13 protein-coding genes are annotated in these 14708 nt (G+C 70.9%); 9 read left to right on the plus strand and 4 right to left on the minus strand.

Translation table 11 applies throughout. The annotated features are described in order from the left end of the window. Window positions 1-27 precede the first annotated feature (27 nt). The 7 genes from ACWTPI_RS29720 to ACWTPI_RS29750 all read left to right on the plus strand — a co-directional run bounded on the left by ACWTPI_RS29720 (window position 28) and on the right by ACWTPI_RS29750 (window position 8774). Window positions 28-3768 (plus strand): nitrate reductase subunit alpha, encoded by a 3741-nt coding sequence (locus ACWTPI_RS29720; protein WP_454733538.1) that lies wholly within the window; start codon window positions 28-30, stop codon window positions 3766-3768. After that, window positions 3765-5315, plus strand: a complete 1551-nt coding sequence (narH, locus tag ACWTPI_RS29725; RefSeq protein WP_059411399.1) for a nitrate reductase subunit beta — start codon at window positions 3765-3767, stop codon at window positions 5313-5315. Before ACWTPI_RS29720 ends, narH begins: the two co-directional genes overlap by 4 nt. A gap of 83 nt (window positions 5316-5398) precedes the next feature. Next, entirely contained in the window at window positions 5399-6067 is a 669-nt protein-coding gene (gene narJ, locus ACWTPI_RS29730; protein WP_020206255.1) for a nitrate reductase molybdenum cofactor assembly chaperone, read from the plus strand. Window positions 6068-6077: 10 nt separating this feature from the next. Next, the gene (narI, locus tag ACWTPI_RS29735; protein ID WP_454733539.1) at window positions 6078-6761 is read left to right on the plus strand and encodes a respiratory nitrate reductase subunit gamma; all 684 of its coding nucleotides are present in this window, start codon (window positions 6078-6080) and stop codon (window positions 6759-6761) included. Window positions 6762-6809: 48 nt separating this feature from the next. Continuing rightward, window positions 6810-7553, plus strand: a complete 744-nt coding sequence (locus ACWTPI_RS29740; protein WP_454733540.1) for a peptidylprolyl isomerase — start codon at window positions 6810-6812, stop codon at window positions 7551-7553. A 181-nt stretch (window positions 7554-7734) separates the two neighbouring features. Then, complete coding sequence (gene mobB / locus ACWTPI_RS29745; RefSeq protein ID WP_454733541.1) at window positions 7735-8301, plus strand: molybdopterin-guanine dinucleotide biosynthesis protein B; 567 nt, start codon at window positions 7735-7737, stop codon at window positions 8299-8301. A gap of 41 nt (window positions 8302-8342) precedes the next feature. Further along, window positions 8343-8774: a putative zinc-binding protein gene (locus ACWTPI_RS29750; RefSeq protein ID WP_059411396.1), complete on the plus strand. Its 432-nt coding sequence runs from the start codon at window positions 8343-8345 to the stop codon at window positions 8772-8774. 50 nt (window positions 8775-8824) lie between these two features. On the opposite strand, the gene ubiT is transcribed toward ACWTPI_RS29750, so the two are convergent. The 3 genes from ubiT to ubiU all read right to left on the minus strand — a co-directional run bounded on the left by ubiT (window position 8825) and on the right by ubiU (window position 11309). Next, the gene (gene ubiT, locus ACWTPI_RS29755; protein ID WP_059411395.1) at window positions 8825-9280 is read right to left on the minus strand and encodes a ubiquinone anaerobic biosynthesis accessory factor UbiT; all 456 of its coding nucleotides are present in this window, start codon (window positions 9278-9280) and stop codon (window positions 8825-8827) included. Beyond that, complete coding sequence (locus ACWTPI_RS29760; protein ID WP_155888359.1) at window positions 9277-10197, minus strand: U32 family peptidase; 921 nt, start codon at window positions 10195-10197, stop codon at window positions 9277-9279. The genes ubiT and ACWTPI_RS29760 overlap by 4 nt, the downstream gene beginning before the upstream one ends. A 74-nt stretch (window positions 10198-10271) precedes the next feature. Further along, a complete protein-coding gene (gene ubiU, locus ACWTPI_RS29765) occupies window positions 10272-11309 on the minus strand; it encodes a ubiquinone anaerobic biosynthesis protein UbiU (RefSeq protein WP_020206262.1) in 1038 nt (345 codons plus the stop codon). Window positions 11310-11641: 332 nt separating this feature from the next. On the opposite strand from ubiU, the gene ACWTPI_RS29770 reads away from it, so the two are divergent. Together ACWTPI_RS29770 and fabI are read left to right on the plus strand one after the other, a co-directional pair. Then, on the plus strand, window positions 11642-12841 hold the full coding sequence (locus tag ACWTPI_RS29770) for an NAD(P)H-dependent flavin oxidoreductase (protein WP_454733542.1): 1200 nt from the start codon (window positions 11642-11644) through the stop codon (window positions 12839-12841). 67 nt (window positions 12842-12908) lie between these two features. Then, complete coding sequence (gene fabI / locus ACWTPI_RS29775) at window positions 12909-13691, plus strand: enoyl-ACP reductase FabI (protein ID WP_020206264.1); 783 nt, start codon at window positions 12909-12911, stop codon at window positions 13689-13691. A gap of 43 nt (window positions 13692-13734) precedes the next feature. Here the strand turns inward: fabI and ACWTPI_RS29780 are convergent, their stop codons facing one another. Then, on the minus strand, window positions 13735-14469 hold the full coding sequence (locus ACWTPI_RS29780; RefSeq protein ID WP_020206265.1) for a Crp/Fnr family transcriptional regulator: 735 nt from the start codon (window positions 14467-14469) through the stop codon (window positions 13735-13737). Window positions 14470-14708 lie beyond the last annotated feature (239 nt).

The raw sequence follows: 14708 nt of genomic DNA on the forward strand, positions 1-14708 counted from the left end.
CAGCAAAAGCCCTCGCGGAGAACAACAATGAGTCATTTCCTGGATCGACTGAAATTCATGTCGCGCGTCAAGTCCACCTTCGCGGACGGGCACGGCGCCGTGGTGGACGAAGACCGCCGGTGGGAGAACGGATACCGCAACCGCTGGCAGCACGACAAGATCGTGCGCTCCACCCACGGCGTGAACTGCACCGGCTCGTGCTCGTGGAAGGTGTACGTCAAGAACGGACTGATCACCTGGGAGACGCAGCAGACCGACTATCCGCGCACCCGCCCGGACCTGCCCAACCACGAGCCGCGCGGCTGCCCGCGCGGCGCCTCGTACAGCTGGTACGTCTATTCCGCGCAGCGCGTGAAATACCCGATGATCCGCGGGCGCCTGATGGAGATGTGGCGCGAAGCCCGCAAGACCCTCGACCCGGTGGCCGCCTGGGCCTCGATCAGCCAGGACCCGGTCAAGGCGCGGCGCTACAAGAGCGTGCGCGGCCAGGGCGGCTTCGTGCGCGCCGACTGGGACACCGCCACCGAGATCATCGCCGCGGCCAACGCCTTCACCATCAAGCGCTTCGGCCCGGACCGCGTGGTCGGCTTCTCGCCGATTCCCGCCATGTCGATGGTGTCCTACGCCGCCGGCGCGCGCTACCTGAGCCTGCTGGGCGGGGTCTGCCTGTCGTTCTACGACTGGTACTGCGACCTGCCGCCGGCCAGCCCGCAGGTCTGGGGCGAGCAGACCGACGTGCCGGAATCGGCCGACTGGTACAACGCCACCTACCTGATGGTGTGGGGCTCCAACGTGCCGCAGACGCGCACCCCTGACGCGCACTTCTACACCGAGGTCCGCTACAAGGGCACCAAGACTGTGGCGGTGTCGTCCGACTTCGGCGAGATGGTCAAGTTCGGCGACATCTGGCTGGCCCCCAAGCAGGGCACGGACGCCGCGCTGGCGATGGCGATGGGCCACGTGGTGCTCAAGGAATTCCACCTGAACGGCCGCTCCGCCTACTTCCGCGACTACCTCAAGCAGTACACCGACATGCCGATGCTGGTGCTGCTGCGCGACAACGGCGGCACGCTGGTGCCCGACCACTTCCTGCGCGCCTCCCACCTGGCCGGCGCGCGCGGCGAGGCCAACAACCCGGAATGGAAGACGCTGGTGATCGACGCCGCCAGCGGCGACTTCGCCGTGCCCAACGGCACCATCGGCTTCCGCTGGGGCGAGGCCGCGCACAACGGCGGCGAGAAAGTGGGCCGCTGGAACCTGGAGATGAAGGACGGCGGCAGCGGCCGCGCGCTCGACCCGCTGCTCTCGCTGATGGCCACCGGGCACGAGGTGGCCGAAGTCGGCTTCCCGTATTTCGGCGCCGAGCACGACGCGCTGCTCAAGCGCCGCGTGCCGGCCCGGCGCATCACGCTGGCCGACGGCAGCAGCGCGCTGGTGGCCACCGTCTATGACCTGCAGATGGCCAACTACGGCGTGGACCAGGGCCTCGGCGGCGACAACGTGGCCACCTCGTTCGACGACGACGTGCCTTACACGCCGGCCTGGCAGGAAAAGCACACCACCGTGCCGCGCCACCTGGTGATCCAGGTCGCGCGCGAGTTCGCCGACAACGCCGACCGCACCCAGGGCAAGAGCATGGTGATCGTCGGCGCCGCGCTCAACCACTGGTACCACAACGACATGATCTACCGCGGCATCATCAACCTGCTGATGATGTGCGGCTGCGTGGGCAAGAGCGGCGGCGGCTGGGCGCACTACGTGGGCCAGGAAAAGCTGCGCCCGCAGTTCGGCTGGGCGCCGCTGGCCTTCGGCCTGGACTGGTCGCGCCCGCCGCGCCAGATGAACGGCACCTCGTTCTTCTACAGCCACACCAGCCAGTGGCGCCACGAGAAGCTCGCCGTGGACGAGATCCTCGCCCCGACCGCCGACAAGGCCCGCTACCAGAACCTTTCGCTGCTGGACCTCAACGCCCGCTCGGAGCGCATGGGCTGGCTTCCTTCGGCGCCGCAGCTGAGCAGCAACCCGCTCGACGTCGCCGACGCGGCCGAAGCCGCCGGCCAGGACCCGGTCGCCTACACCGTGGCGCAGCTCAAGTCCGGCGGCCTGCAGTTCGCCTGCGACGACCCCGACAACCCGGCCAACTTCCCGCGCAACATGTTCGTCTGGCGCTCGAACATCCTCGGCAGCTCGGGCAAGGGGCACGAGTATTTCCTCAAGTACCTGCTCGGCACCCAGAACGCGCTGTTCGGCGACGAAGCCAACGCCATCACGCCGAGCGAGGTCACGGTGCGCCCGGCCGCCGAGGGTAAGCTCGACCTGCTGACCGTGCTCGACTTCCGCATGAGCACCACCTGCCTGTACGGCGATGTGGTGCTGCCCACCGCGACCTGGTACGAGAAGGACGACCTCAACACCAGCGACATGCACCCGTTCATTCATCCGCTCTCGGAGGCGGTGCAGCCGCTGTGGGAAAGCCGCACGGACTGGGAGATCTACAAGGCCATCGCGAAGAAGTTCAGCGAGATCGGCGGCGCCCACCTGGGCACCCGCACCGACCTGGTGTGCACGCCGCTGCTGCACGACACCCCGGGCGAGCTGGCCCAGCCGTTCGAGCCGAAGGACTGGAAGCGCGGCGAGTGCGAGCTGATTCCCGGCAAGACCGCGCCGTCGATGACGGTGGTCGAGCGCAACTATGCCGACATCTACAAGAAGTTCACCTCGATCGGGCCGCTGCTCGACAAGCTCGGCAACGGCGGCAAGGGCATCAACTGGGATACCCGCCACGAAGTCGGCGAGATCGGCGCGCTCAGCAAGACCGTGGACGAGCCCGGCGTGAGCCAGGGCCGCCCGCGGCTGGACACCGCCATCGACGCCGCCGAGATGATCCTGACCTTCGCGCCGGAGACCAACGGGCACGTCGCGGTGAAGGCGTGGGAGGCGCTGTCGCGCATCACCGGGCGCGAGCACGCGCACCTGGCCAACGGGCGCGAGCACGACAAGATCCGCTTCCGCGACGTGCAGGTGCAGCCGCGCAAGATCATCTCCGCGCCCACCTGGTCCGGGCTGGAATCGGAAGAGGTCAGCTACAACGCCGGCTACACCAACGTGCACGAGCTGATCCCCTGGCGCACCCTGACCGGCCGCCAGCAGTTCTACCAGGACCACCGCTGGATGCTGGACTTCGGCGAAGGCAGCTGCGTCTACAAGCCGGCCATCGACACCAAGACCACCGCGCCGATGCTCGGCGCCCGGCCCAACGGCAACCCGGAGCTGGTGCTGAACTGGATCACGCCGCACCAGAAGTGGGGCATCCACTCCACCTACTCGGACAACCTGCGCATGCTGACGCTGTCGCGCGGCGGGCCGCACGTGTGGATCTCGGAGAGCGAGGCCAAGGCCAGCGGCATCCGCGACAACGACTGGGTGGAAGTCTTCAACGTCAACGGCACGCTGACCGCGCGCGTGGTGGTGTCGCAGCGCGTGCCCAAGGGCATGTGCCTGATGTACCACGCCCAGGAAAAGATCGTGAACGTGCCCGGCGCCGAGACCAGCGGCATGCGCGGCGGCATCCACAACTCCGTGACCCGCACCGTCACCAAGCCCACCCACATGATCGGCGGCTACGCGCAGCTGGCCTACGGTTTCAACTACTACGGCACCGTCGGCAGCAACCGCGACGAGTTCGTGATCCTGCGCAAGATGAACAAGGTCGACTGGCTGGAAGGCCCGCTGGTGGAACAACAAGCGAAGGAAGGAGCCGCGCAATGAAAATCCGTGCCCAGGTAGCCATGGTCCTCAACCTGGACAAATGCATCGGCTGCCATACCTGCTCGATTACCTGCAAGAACGTCTGGACCAGCCGCGACGGCGTGGAGTACGCGTGGTTCAACAACGTCGAGACCAAGCCCGGCATCGGCTATCCCAAGGAATGGGAGAACCAGGACAAGTGGCTCGGCGGCTGGACGCGCAACGCCGCCGGCAAGCTCGAGCCGCGCCAGGGCAGCCGGCTCGGCATCCTGGCCAAGCTGTTCACCAACCCCAACCTGCCGCAGATCGACGAATACTACGAGCCGTTCACCTACGACTACGAGCACCTGCAGAAGGCGCCGCTGGTGCAGACGCCGCCCACCGCGCGCCCGGTCTCGGTGCTGACCGGCAAGAAGATGGAAAAGATCGAATGGGGCCCGAACTGGGAGGACGACCTCGGCGGCGAGTTCGGCGCGCGCAGCAAGGACAAGCTGTTCGACGACGTGCAGAAGGAGATGTACTCGACCTTCGAGAACACCTTCATGATGTACCTGCCGCGCCTGTGCGAGCACTGCCTGAACCCGGCCTGCGTGGCCTCGTGCCCGTCCGGCTCGATCTACAAGCGCGAGGACGACGGCATCGTGCTGGTCGACCAGGACAAGTGCCGCGGCTGGCGCATGTGCATCTCCGGCTGCCCGTACAAGAAGATCTACTACAACTGGCAGAGCGGCAAGGCCGAGAAATGCCTGTTCTGCTATCCGCGCATCGAGGCCGGCCAGCCCACCGTGTGCGCGGAGACCTGCGTCGGGCGCATCCGCTACCTGGGCGTGATGCTGTACGACGCCGACCGCATCCAGGACGCCGCCGCGGTGGAGAACCCGCAGGATCTCTACCAGTCGCAACTGGACATCTTCCTCGACCCGCACGACCCGGCGGTCCAGGCCGAGGCGCTGCGCCAGGGCATCGCGCAGAGCTGGCTGGACGCCGCGTGCAAGTCGCCCGTGTACAAGATGGCGTGCGAATGGAAGGTGGCCTTCCCGCTGCACCCCGAGTACCGCACGCTGCCGATGGTGTGGTACATCCCGCCGCTGTCGCCGATCCAGTCCGCCGCCGCGGCGGGCCACATGGGCATGGACGGCGTGATCCCGGACGTGAAGAGCCTGCGCATCCCGGTCAAGTACCTGGCCAACCTGCTGACCGCGGGCGAAGTGGCGCCGGTGCTCAAGGCGCTCGAGCGGATGCTGGCCATGCGCGCCTACAAGCGCTCGGAAGTGGTCGACGGCGCGCAGGACCTGGCCGTGCTGCAGCAGGTCGGCCTCACGCCGGCACAGGTGGAGGACATGTACCAGATCATGGCGATCGCCAACTACGAGGACCGCTTCGTGATCCCGTCCTCGCACAAGGAGATGGTGGAGGACAGCTTCAACGACAAAGCCAGCTGCGGCTTCACCTTCGGCAACGGCTGCTCGGGCGGTACCTCGGACGGCTCGCTGTTCGGCAAGAAGCCGCAAGGCAGCGTGGTGTTCGCCGACATGCCGAAATCGCGCAAGAAAGCCGTGGCGACGTGACCGGCGCCCTGTAACCGGCGCCCTGTCACCGACGCCCGACCCCGCGCACCCTTTTGCCATCCCTACCGAACCGGAGCCTTCCCATGCCGCTCTACCCCATCCTCAGCGCGCTGCTGTGCTACCCCGAGCAGGATCTGCTCGACGCCCTGCCCGAGATCGACGCCGCGCTGGCCGAATGGCCGCAGGCGCAAGCCACGCTGGCGCCGCTGTGCGACCTGCTCAAGACCAACACGCTGATCGAGCTGCAGGAGAACTACGTCGCCACCTTCGACCGCAATCCGGCCCACTCGCTGCACCTGTTCGAGCACGTGCACGGCGAGAGCCGCGACCGCGGCCAGGCGATGGTCGACCTGCTCGACGAATACCGCCGCGAGGGCTTCGAGCCGGTGACGGCGGAGCTGCCCGACTACGTGCCGCTGTTCGTGGAGTTCCTCGGCGTGCTGGCCGCCGGCGGCAGGGAGGACCACGCCGAGCAGTTGCTGGGCGACGCCATCCACGTGCTCGCCGCGGTCGGCGAGCGCCTGGCGCGCGACGAAAGCCCGTATGCCACGGCGTTCGCCGTGCTGCGCACGCTCACCGACGTGCAGCCGCAGCCGCGCACCGAGCCGCCGGTGCGCAGCATGGACGAAGCGCTGGAGACCTTCGGCCCCGGCGCCGACGGCGTGGAGCCGCTGCTCGCGCCGCGCCCGGCGGGCGACCAGCCCGTGCATTTCTACGCCCGCGGCACCGCGCCGCTGTCCACCGCACGCTGAGGCCACGACCATGAACCTGCTCAACCAGTTCCTCTACGGCATCTACCCCTACATCGCGCTGGTCGTGTTCCTGTTCGGCAGCCTGGCGCGCTTCGAGCGCGAACAGTACGGCTGGAAGAGCGACAGCTCGCAGCTGCTGTACCGGGGCAACCTGCGCGTCGGCAGCATCCTGTTCCACGTCGGCATCATCGGGCTGTTCTTCGGCCACCTCGTGGGCCTGCTCACGCCGGTGGCGGTATGGGACGCGCTGGGCGTCTCGCACAGCTTCAAGCAGGGCGTGGCGATGGCCGCCGGCGGCGTGATGGGCACCATGTGCCTGTCCGGCCTGCTGATCCTGCTGCACCGCCGCTTCACCAACGCGCGCGTGTCCGCGGTCACGCGCACCGGCGACAAGGTGCTGCTGCTGTGGATCCTCGTGACGCTGCTGCTGGGCCTGTCCACCATCTTCGAATCGTCGCGCCACATGGACGGCCACATGATGGTGCTGCTGATGACCTGGGCGCAGCACATCGTCACCCTGCGCGGCGACGCCGCCGGCTACATCGCGGGCGCGCCGCTGCTGTTCAAGGCCCACCTGTTCATGGGGATCTCGCTGTTCGCCATCTTCCCGTTCACGCGGCTGGTGCACGTGTGGAGCGGGTTCGGCTCGGTCGGCTACCTGGGCCGCGCCTGGCAGCTGGTGCGCAGCCGCTGACCGTCCCCGATCATCGCCCCCCGATCACCGCCCCAAGAGGAGAAAACCATGCCCATCCTGGTCAACGGCGTCGAGCTGGAAGACGCCGACATCGAACGCGAACTGGCCCAGCACGCCGGCACGCGCGAGCCCGCCCGCCATGCGGTGGTGGCCCTGGTGCTGCGCCACCTGGTGCGCGCGCAGGCCCAGCGGCTCGGGCTGCACGGCGACGACGAGGCGCTGACGCAGGCGCTGCTCGAGCGCGAGGTCGGCCTGCCCGAGCCGGACGAAGCCAGCTGCCGCCGCCACTACGACAGCCACCACGAGCGCTTCCGCGACGGCGAGTGGGTCGACGCCGCGCACATCCTGTTCCAGGTCACGCCGCGCGTGCCGCTCGACGCGCTGCGCGAGACCGCCGCGGCCACGCTGGCGCAGGCGCTGGCCGATCCGGCGGCGTTCGCCGGGCTGGCCAGGGCGCGCTCCAACTGCCCCAGCGGCGGCGCCGGCGGCGGCCTGGGCCGCGTGTCGCGCGGCGAGACCGTGCCCGAGTTCGAGCGCGCCATCTTCGCCGCGCGCCAGCCCGGCGTGCTGCCGCGGCTGGTCGAGACCCGCCACGGCCTGCACGTGGTGCGGGTGATCGCGCGCTGCGACGGCGTGCAGCTGCCGTTCGACGCGGTGCGGCAGCCGATCGCGCGCGCGCTCGCCGCGGCGGCGCGCGACCGCGCCTGGAAGCAGTACGCCAGCCTGCTCATCGGCGGCGCGCATATCGAGGGCATCGACCTCGGCGGCGCCGCGACACCGCTGGTCCAGTAAGAAGTCGTTTCAAAAAGATCCTGGCGTCGTTGCGCGGCACGGCAAGTACTGGTTGTACCGTCCGCGGCCGCGGGTCCAGCCAGGACCGCTTCGCTGCATCTTGAAACAACGTCCAGACCATCACCAACGCGCGCCGGCGGCAGCGGCGGTCCGCGCGGACACCACGCATGGGAGCGCAGTCATGCAACCCGCCATCATCGGCATCGCAGGCACCTCGGGCAGCGGCAAGACCACGCTGATCACGGCCATGCTCGCCTGGTTCCGCCTTCACGGCCTGACCGTCAACGTCATCAAGCACAGCCACCATCCGCTCGAGCTGGAGCCGCCGGGCAAGGACAGCGCGCGCTTTCGCCAGGCCGGCGCCGGCGAGGTGCTGGTGGCCTCGCCGTTCCGCTTCGCCATCGTGCACGAGCTCGACGGCGCGCCCGAGCCGACCCTGCGCGAGCAGGTGGCGCGGCTGGCGCCGGCCGACCTGACGCTGGTGGAAGGCTTTCGCAGCGAGGACATCCCGCGCCTGGAGGTCTACCGGCCCGCGCACGGGCGCGCGCCGTACTACCCCGGCGATCCGTCCATCGTCGCGGTGGCCAGCGACGCGCCGCTCGACGCCGGCCTGCCCTGCCTGCCGCTCGGCCAGCCCGCCCAGGTGGCGCGCTTCATCCTCGGGCTGTGCGGCCTGGACGCCGCGGTGCCGCGCGATGCGTCGCCCGCGAACGGCGCGCGGCACGGTCCGCCGGCGGCCGCGTCCTGATCGCCGTCCGCCGTCCCGCCCATCCCGTCCGGAGGTTTCCCATGCCCAACGCCGACACCGCCACGCTGCCCCTCGTCTACGCCTGCTCGGGCTGCTCCAGCGTGGCGCAGCTCGCCAACACCTTTGCCATCCGGCTCGACCGCGGCGGGCAGGCCGAGATGTCCTGCATCAGCGGGGTCGGCGGCGGCGTCGCCGCGCTGGTCCGGGTGGCGCGCTCGGGCCGCCCGATCCTGGCCCTGGACGGCTGCCCGCTGGCCTGCGTGAAAGCCTGCCTGGCCGGCGCCGGCGTCGCGCCGGACCGGCACCTCGTGCTCAACCGCCTGGGCGCCACCAAGCGCCAGCACGGCGAATGCACCGAAACGGAAGCGGACGCGGCGTGGCAGGCGGTGACGTCGGCGTTGTCGTCGCTCGCGGCACCCGCGGACGCGCCGCCGGCCGAGGCCGGCGCGATGCGCGAGCAGCGCCCGGCCTAGCGACCGCCGACCGCCGCGCGCCCGCAGCGGGGCGCGCGGCAAGGCCCGCGTCAGCGGCCCGGCTGCGACGCCACCGCGCCCGGCGCCAGCTGCCGGGCCAGCCCGGCCAGCCATTCCGGCCGGTCCACCGTGTCGAGCCAATACTTGACCTCCAGCCCGAGCGCGGTATCGCCGCCGATGGACAGGCGCCGCTGGAAGAACAGCGTGTCGGTATCGGCCTCCCCGCCCAGCAGGCGCAGGTAGTCCGCGGCGTTGGCGCGCAAGGTCAGCGCCGGCGCGCTGCCGTCGAACGGGCCCGCGGCAAAGCGGCCGTCCACGCAGCGGAACCGTATCTGCAGGCCGAGATCGTCCACCGCCAGCAGGAAGCCGTGGCCGTCGAGCGCGGCCGGCGGCCGCAGCCAGCCGCGCCGCCGCGCGAGTTCGAGCGCCGCCACCGCGGGCAGGGACTGCGCCGGCGCCGGCAGCGCGCGGTGCAGGCGCGCCAGGAGGGCTTTCGGGGCGATCATGCGCGCGCCTCCTGCCAGGTAATGCCGGCCTTGCCGTCCCAGTAGCCATTGCTGGGCGCGGCGCCCGCCGGCCAGTGGCCGGTGCCGGCCACGGCAGCCTCCCCCGCGCGCAGCGCCGCCAGCGCCGCCACCACGTCCAGCGTGGCGCTGGCATGCGGGCTGACGCGCACGAAGTCGATGCCCATCGCCGCCATCGCCGGCACCTCGGCGCACAGGTCGAGGCAGCTGGCGGACTGGATCTGCACCCCGTTGAGCGTGAAGAACGGCTGGCCCTCGCCGGTCGAGGCCACCAGCCCGTCCGGGTAGTCCAGGCAGCGGAACTCGCAGTTGTCCTTGCGCAGGCGGTGATGGCGCGCGGTGAAGCAGCGCGCCGAGAACGCCAGCGGCATACGCCCCCACACCAGCACTTCCAGCCCCATGCCGGCCGGGCGCGCGGCCGCCAGCGCGGCCAGCGCGGTGCGGTCCATTTCCAGCGGCGGCACGCAGGCCACGGCGCCGAGCCCGCCCAGCCACGCCAGCGTGTCCGCGTGGTAGGCGTTCAGATGCGGACCGCCGACGAAGGGCCGCCCCTGCATGCGGTTGACCGCGCCCAGGTCGTTGGCCTCGACCAGGTATTCGTCCTGCTCGCAGACGCGCTGCATGCAGGCGATGTCGCTGTCGGACTCGACCAGCACGGGCGTCGACAGCACCACCTCCTTGCCGGCGTCGCGCAGCATCCGCGCGATCTCCAGCCAGTGGGCGTGGCGCAGCTCGTGGCGGCGCGTGCAGACGGTCTCGCCCAGGTAGACGCGCCCGACCGCCGTGTCGGCGACGTCGGCATAGAACTGCATGACCTTGGAGCGCGGCCAGTAGTACAGCAGCGGGCCGAGCGCGATGCCGAAGCTGGGCGCCGCGGGCTCGATCATCGATGGATTCATGGGTAGTCCGGTTCCGGAAGAAAGAGGTTCAGAAGAAAGTCAGAAGAGGCGCGGCGCGGGAAACCCGGCCGGCGTCAGCGCCACGGCCGGTCGTAGGCGCCCTGCGTCACCTGGTCGCCCTCGGCGTGGCGGCCGAGCACGCCCTGCCATTCCTGGCGCGCGGCGAAGCGGGCCGGATCGGCGCAGGCGGCGTCGATGGCGGCGCGCAGCACGCCGACCACGTCGCCGACGTAGCGCGGGCTGCGCTGGCGGCCTTCGATCTTGATCGCGGCGATGCCCATGCCGATCAGCGCCGGCAGCAGCGACAGCGCGTTGAGGCTGGTCGGCTCCTCCAGCACGTAGCCGCGCTCGCCCTCCACCTCGAAGCGCCCCTTGCACAGGGTCGGGTAGCCGGCGGGCTCGCCCGGCGCGTAGCTGTCGATCAGGATGCCCGACAGCCGCGCGTGCATGGTGCCCTCGCGCTCCTCCCAGCGCACCGCATGCGCGGGCGAGCACACCCCCTTGTTGTTGGGCGAGTCGCCGGTCGCGTAGGACGACAGCAGGCAGCGGCCCTCGGCCATCACGCACAGGCTGCCGAAGCCGAACACCTCCAGCTCCGCGTCGGTCTGCCGCGCCAGCTTGCCGATCTGCGCCAGCGACAGCACGCGCGGCAGCACCACGCGGTGGATGCCGAAGCGCCGGCGCATCAGCTCGATGGCGTCGGCGTGCGTGGCCGAGCCCTGCACCGACAGGTGCAGGCGCAGCTGCGGATGGCGCTCGCGGGCATAACCCATGAGGCCGGGATCGGCCATGATGACGGCGTCCGCGCCGAGTTCGGCGGCGGCGTCGATGGCGCGGTGCCAGTTGGCCACCGCGCCCATCTGGGCGAAGGTGTTGATGGCGAACAGGACTTCCGCGCCGCGCGCGTGGGCCTCCGCCACGCCGGCCCGGATGTCGGCCTCGGTGAAGTTCAGCCCGCCGAAGTTGCGCGCGTTGGTGGCGTCGCGCAGGCCGAGGTAGACGGCGTCGGCGCCGTGCTGCAGGGCCGCGCGCAGCGCCGCCAGCGAGCCGGCGGGCGCGACCAGTTGCGGGCGGCGGCCCGGGCCTGAAGTACCTGGTGTGTCTGGTGTCATGGATCTGCTCGATGAGGTTCGCGGCGCGCGCGGGCGCGATGGTCCGCGAAGGCCCGCGATGGCCCGCGATGGTCGTCAGGGCCCCGCGCGCGCCTGTGAGCCATGATCCTAGCCAAATGCGGCGCCCGGCCAATTGTCCGGGAGCAAGAGCCTGTGCCGCGGCGCGCGCGCGGGCTTGACGGCCATCCGCCAGGCGGCATAGGCCATTGGTAGCGCGCGGCCCGCCAATTGATCCAGCGCAAAAACCCGGCGGCGCGTCCATGCAACCCTTGGTGTCTTCCCGCGCCGCGCGGCACCGCCGCCGGCGGGCGGGAAGTCTTACCGAGGGCGATATGCAAGAGCATTGGCTGAAGCTGGCGGGCCGCAGGCTGGTCCCGGTGGTACAGGGCGGCATGGGCATCGGCGTCTCCGCGCACCGGCTGGCCGGCGCCGTGGCGAGCCAGAACGGCATGGGCACCATCGCCAGCATCGACCTGCGCCACCATCATCCCGACCTGCTGGCCGACACCGCCCGGTCGCGCGACAAGTCCCGCATCGAGGCCGCCAACCTGGTCGCGCTCGACCGCGAGATCCAGGGCGCGCGGCGGCTCGCGGGCGGGCGCGGCGCGATCGCGGTCAACGTCATGAAGGCGGTCGGCTCGCATGCCGCGCTGGTCCGGCAGGCCTGCGAGAGCGGCGCCGACGCCATCGTGATGGGCGCGGGCCTGCCGCTCGACCTGCCCGAACTCGCGGCCAGCCGCCCGGACATCGCGCTGATCCCCATCCTGTCGGACGCGCGCGGCATCGGCCTGGTGCTGCGCAAGTGGATGAAGAAGAACCGGCTGCCGGACGCCATCGTCGTCGAGCATCCGGCCCACGCCGGCGGCCACCTGGGCGCCGCGCGCATCGAGGATCTCGGCGAGCCGCGCTTTTCCTTCGCGCGCGTGCTGGCCGACTGCCGCGAACTGTTCGCCACGCTGGGCCTGGCCTGGGGCAGCGTGCCGCTGATCCTCGCGGGCGGGATCAACAGCCACGCCAAGGTGCGCCACTGGCTCGGCGAGGGCGCCGCCGCGGTGCAGCTGGGCACGGCCTTCGCCGTCACCGAGGAAGGCGACGCGCACCCGGACTTCAAGGCGGTGCTGGCCGGCGCCCGCCCCGATCAGTTGTGCGAATTCACCAGCGTGGCCGGCCTGCCGGCGCGCGCCGTGCTGACGCCGTGGCTCAAGCGCTACCTGTCGCGCGAAGCCGCGCTGCGCACCCGCGCCAAGGTGCGCGACTGCCTGGAGGGCTTCGATTGCCTGCAGGCGTGCGGCCTGCGCGACGGCATCGGCCGCATCGGCCAGTTCTGCATCGACCTCAAGCTGGCCCAGGCCATGCGCGGCGACGTGGAGCGCGGCCTGTTCTTCCGCGGCAGGGGCGCGCTGCCGTTCGGCGACGCCATCCGCCCGGTGCGCGAGCTGATGCGCTACCTGCTCACCGGCGAAATGCCCGCCGGCTTTACCGCGCCCGCCGCGCCCGCCATGCCGGCGGCGCCGGCCGGCCAGGCCCTGTAGCGGCCCGGCCAGTTCATCCATCCGGGTGCCGGCGCACCGCATGCCGGCCCCGCGCACCAGGAGCATCATGGGATTCCTCGACAACAAGCGCATCCTCGTCACCGGCGTGCTGTCGCCCCGCTCGATCGCCTACGGCATTGCCGCGGCCTGCCGGCGCGAAGGCGCCGAGCTGGCCTTTTCCTACGCCGGCGAACGGTTCCGGCAGCGCATCCAGGACATCGCCGGCGAGTTCGGCAGCGAGCTGGTGTTCGAATGCGACGTCGCCAGCGACGCCGCGATCGACGGCATGCTGGCGGCGCTGGCCGCGCGCTGGGGCACGCTGGACGGGCTGGTGCACGCCATCGGCTTCGCCCCGCGCGAGGCGATCTCGGGCGGCTTCCTCGACGGCCTCTCGCGCGAGAGCTTCCGCATCGCGCACGACATCTCCGCATACAGCTTTCCCGCGCTGGCCAAGGCCGCGCTGCCGCTGCTGTCGCCGCGGGCCTCGCTGCTGACCCTGTCGTACATCGGCGCGCAGCGCGCGATGCCGCACTACAACGTGATGGGGCCGGCAAAGGCGTCGCTGGAAGCCAGCGTGCGCTATCTCGCCGCCGCGCTCGGCGCGCGCGGCACGCGCGTCAACGCCATCTCCGCGGGGCCGATCCGCACGCTGGCCGCGGCCGGCATCAAGGACTTCGGGCTGATCCTGGAGTACGTGGAGCGGACCGCCGCCCTGCGCCGCAACGTGGACATCGGCGAAGTCGGCAACGTGGCGGCCTTCCTGCTGTCGGACCTCGCCAGCGGCATGACCGGGCAGGTGACCTACGTCGACGCGGGCTTCAAGGCGATGGCCTGCCCGCCGGGCGAATAGCGCCGCACAGAGCGCCCAGCGGCGCCGCCCACGCCGGCAGGCGTCACCCCGCCGCGCGGGAACGCAGGCGCAGCCCGTCCACGTCCAGCAGATGGATCTTGCCGCGCTCGAGCCGCAGCAGCCGCTCGCCGGCCAGCGTGCGCATCGCGCGCGACAGCGTCTCCGGCGACAGCCCCAGCTTGGACGCGATCACGCGCTGCGTGCACGCCAGCCAGGTCCGCCCGCTCTCGCCCGCCTGCTGCAGCAGGAACTCCGCGACCCGCTGCAGCGCGCAGCGCAGGCTCACCCCCTCGATGTCCCGCATCAGCGTGACCAGCCGCGCCGACAGGTTCCTGAGCAGGCGCGCCGACAGCTCCGGCGCGCGCGCGATCGCGCGCTGCATGGCGGCGGTGTCGATGCGGATCACGGCGCTGCGCGCCAGCGCCCGGCATTCCACCAGATAGGGCGCGTCGAGGAACATCACCGCCTCGCCGAACACCGCGCCGGGGCCGAACACCTCGATGGCCTTCTCGCGCCCGGGCATCACCGGCAGGGCGAGCTTGACCATGCCCTCCGCCACGATATGCAGGCCCTTGCACGGCTCGCCGCGCCCGAACAGCACGCCGCCCTTGGGCAGGCGGCACGAGCGCGCGGCCAGCGCGAGCTCGTCCAGCAGGGCCGGCTCGAGGCCGCGGAACAGCGGCAGCCGCGCGAGGCGGGCGGCCTCGGGCGCGTGGTCCGCGCCGGCGGCGGCGCCGAGCCCGTGCCAGTGCAGCGGGCTGGTGAACTGATTCAGCATGGTTTCCTCTCCGGATTGCCTTTGCGCGATGCCAGATGCCGGCCGGGCGGCCGGTCTTCGCGTGGGACGCGGACCGCACTCCCGTGCCTTCCTGGCCGGATTCTGGCACACTCCGGGCACGAAAAATTTATGTCACTGTGTGATATTTTCACAAAGTCGGACAGCCATCACCGCGCACGCATGCGTTCTTGATCTGGCGCAAATCGCCACCCGTTCCAGCCGTCAAAATGCGACTAGCC

It is taken from the genome of Cupriavidus ulmosensis (genome assembly GCF_977008105.1).

What these genes read in the sequence shown, in the direction of transcription:
- ACWTPI_RS29720 (WP_454733538.1), top strand. Translation starts at nt 28, where the DNA reads ATGAGTCATTTCCTGGATCGACTGAAATTCATGTCGCGCGTCAAGTCC.
- narH (WP_059411399.1), top strand. Translation starts at nt 3,765, where the DNA reads ATGAAAATCCGTGCCCAGGTAGCCATGGTCCTCAACCTGGACAAATGC.
- narJ (WP_020206255.1), top strand. Translation starts at nt 5,399, where the DNA reads ATGCCGCTCTACCCCATCCTCAGCGCGCTGCTGTGCTACCCCGAGCAG.
- narI (WP_454733539.1), top strand. Translation starts at nt 6,078, where the DNA reads ATGAACCTGCTCAACCAGTTCCTCTACGGCATCTACCCCTACATCGCG.
- ACWTPI_RS29740 (WP_454733540.1), top strand. Translation starts at nt 6,810, where the DNA reads ATGCCCATCCTGGTCAACGGCGTCGAGCTGGAAGACGCCGACATCGAA.
- mobB (WP_454733541.1), top strand. Translation starts at nt 7,735, where the DNA reads ATGCAACCCGCCATCATCGGCATCGCAGGCACCTCGGGCAGCGGCAAG.
- ACWTPI_RS29750 (WP_059411396.1), top strand. Translation starts at nt 8,343, where the DNA reads ATGCCCAACGCCGACACCGCCACGCTGCCCCTCGTCTACGCCTGCTCG.
- ubiT (WP_059411395.1), bottom strand. Translation starts at nt 9,280, where the DNA reads ATGATCGCCCCGAAAGCCCTCCTGGCGCGCCTGCACCGCGCGCTGCCG.
- ACWTPI_RS29760 (WP_155888359.1), bottom strand. Translation starts at nt 10,197, where the DNA reads ATGAATCCATCGATGATCGAGCCCGCGGCGCCCAGCTTCGGCATCGCG.
- ubiU (WP_020206262.1), bottom strand. Translation starts at nt 11,309, where the DNA reads ATGACACCAGACACACCAGGTACTTCAGGCCCGGGCCGCCGCCCGCAA.
- ACWTPI_RS29770 (WP_454733542.1), top strand. Translation starts at nt 11,642, where the DNA reads ATGCAAGAGCATTGGCTGAAGCTGGCGGGCCGCAGGCTGGTCCCGGTG.
- fabI (WP_020206264.1), top strand. Translation starts at nt 12,909, where the DNA reads ATGGGATTCCTCGACAACAAGCGCATCCTCGTCACCGGCGTGCTGTCG.
- ACWTPI_RS29780 (WP_020206265.1), bottom strand. Translation starts at nt 14,469, where the DNA reads ATGCTGAATCAGTTCACCAGCCCGCTGCACTGGCACGGGCTCGGCGCC.